The sequence below is a fragment of the Halorubrum tibetense genome, from assembly GCF_042661865.1.
GTDB lineage: Archaea > Halobacteriota > Halobacteria > Halobacteriales > Haloferacaceae > Halorubrum > Halorubrum tibetense.
In genome coordinates, this window is record NZ_JBHSWW010000405.1 from 1 (window position 1) to 1,593 (window position 1,593).

The 1,593-nt window shown below is 67.2% G+C and carries 1 protein-coding gene and 2 pseudogenes; all 3 read left to right on the plus strand.

All coding sequences use genetic code 11. The annotated features are described in order from the left end of the window. A pseudogene (locus tag ACFQEU_RS15575) lies at positions 1 to 191 on the plus strand (hypothetical protein); the annotation flags it as partial. A gap of 108 nt (positions 192 to 299) precedes the next feature. Next, positions 300 to 1,427, plus strand: coding sequence for an ORC1-type DNA replication protein (locus ACFQEU_RS15580; protein ID WP_379783647.1), 1,128 nt, complete (start codon positions 300 to 302; stop codon positions 1,425 to 1,427). Positions 1,428 to 1,521: 94 nt separating this feature from the next. Beyond that, positions 1,522 to 1,593: pseudogene (locus ACFQEU_RS15585) on the plus strand (ribose 5-phosphate isomerase A); the annotation flags it as partial.

The following is a 1,593-nucleotide window of genomic DNA, read 5'->3' on the forward strand; positions in this document are numbered from 1 at the left end:
TCGCCGACCGCGACTGGCGCGCCCCCGCCCGCGAGGCCGGGTGGCGGGTTGACGCCGCCTTCGAACGCCGCGTCCACCGATCGCTCACCAGACACGTGCTCGTGGTACGCCGGACGGGGGACAGGAGGGATGACACCGGCGGAACCGACGCTCTCGGCGATAGACAGGCACCGCCAGGACCGACCCGGTAGTGAAACCGGAGCGCACTTCATACCGCATCCTGACGGGAGTACCGGCTGTTTTCACTTCCGCCGAGGGCGCGGGCAACGGTTAAGTGGACGGCGCGAGGTGGTTCCTCCATGCCCGGGGACGCCGACGACGACATGCTCTCGTGGGACGAGTCGGTGTTCCGCGACGAGTCGGTGTTCGAGATCGACTACGTCCCCGAGACGTTCCGCCACCGCGAGAGCCAGTTAGAGAGCCTGAAGTACGCCCTGCGCCCGGCCGTCCGTGGATCCAGACCGCTGAACACGGTCGTTCGCGGCCCGCCGGGGACCGGGAAGACCACCGCGGTCCAGAAGCTGTTCTCGGAGCTGCGCGCCCGCACCGAGGTGCGGACGGTCCAGGTGAACTGTCAGGTCGACTCGACGCGATACGCGGTGTTCTCCCGGCTATTCGAGGGGATATTCGAGTACGAGCCGCCCTCGTCCGGGATCTCATTTAAGAAGTTGTTCGGTCAGATCACGGACCGACTCGTCGAGGAGGACGAAGTACTCGTCGTCGCGCTGGACGACGTGAACTACCTCTTCTACGAGAACGAGGCGTCGGACTCGCTGTACTCGCTGTTGCGTGCCCACGAGGCCCACTCGGGGGCGAAGATCGGGGTGATCGTGGTCTCCTCGGACCTCTCGCTCGACGTGATAGACGACCTCGACACCCGAGTCCAGTCGGTCTTTCGGCCCGAGGAGGTGTACTTCCCGGTGTACGACGCCACGGAGATATACGACATCCTCGGCGAGCGCGCGAAACGCGGCTTCCACGAGGGCGTGATCGGCGACGCCGAGCTGGAGCGCGTCGCCGACCTCACCGCGGACAGTGGCGACCTCCGCGTCGGGATCGATCTCCTTCGGCGGGCCGGACTCAACGCCGAGATGCGCGCCTCGCGGACGATCACCACCGACGACGTCGAAGACGCCTACGACAAGTCCAAACACGTCCACCTCTCGCGGTCGCTTCGCGGCCTTTCGGAGTCGGAACAGGCCCTCGTCAGGGTGCTCGCCGCGAACGACGGCGAGCGCGCGGGCCCGGTGTACGAGGCGTTCCACGAGGAGACCGACCTCGGCTACACCCGCTACTCCGAGATCATCAACAAGCTGGACCAGCTGGGCGTCATCGACGCCGAGTATGCGGACGTCGAGGGGCGTGGTCGATCCCGGGAGCTCTCCCTGGCGTACGACGCCGACGCCGTCCTCGATCGGCTGGAGTGAGCGGGCGGTCGTCGGGGACGGAGTCGCTCGTCCGATCGATCCCGTTTGTGGACCGTACGACGCCTTTTCAACCCCGCCGCTCACACCCGTACGCATGAAGACGAGCGGCGGCAGCGACGCGGCGAAGCGACGAGCCGGCGAGTCGGCGGCCGACGCGGTCGCCGAC